Raw genomic sequence first — 308 nt, 5'->3', positions numbered from 1 at the left:
TCGTCTTCTCTCACGATTTTAGGCATTAGTGCCACCCCTTTGCATCTTGACTATCACGTAATGCAATCTGCTTGGCGAGTTCAGGGAATTTATTAGCTTGTGTTAAGACACAAGAAGTGATTTTGGAGACATCATTCATCAGTTCATTCGCTAGTTGTTTTCCATTCAACATCGCTTGCACATTACTATCACCAAAGTCAACAGTTTTAAAACTTGACATGTCATTTAAGCCCGTCAATGCTGCAATTGCATCCTGTGCATCTAAAGTATTCGATCGTATTTTACCTGCCATGAATAACCCGCTTTCT

The 308-nt window shown here is 39.9% G+C and carries 1 protein-coding gene; it reads right to left on the bottom strand.

Annotated elements, in window-relative coordinates:
* Nucleotides 1-25: 25 nt before the first annotated feature.
* On the bottom strand, nucleotides 26-308 hold a 283-nt coding region (locus tag RU86_RS11880; RefSeq protein ID WP_096815458.1), incomplete at its 5' end, for a TIGR04197 family type VII secretion effector.

This window comes from Pseudolactococcus piscium (genome assembly GCF_002441695.1).
Classification (GTDB): domain Bacteria; phylum Bacillota; class Bacilli; order Lactobacillales; family Streptococcaceae; genus Pseudolactococcus; species Pseudolactococcus piscium.
This window is presented reverse-complemented; position numbering and strand designations above follow the sequence as displayed.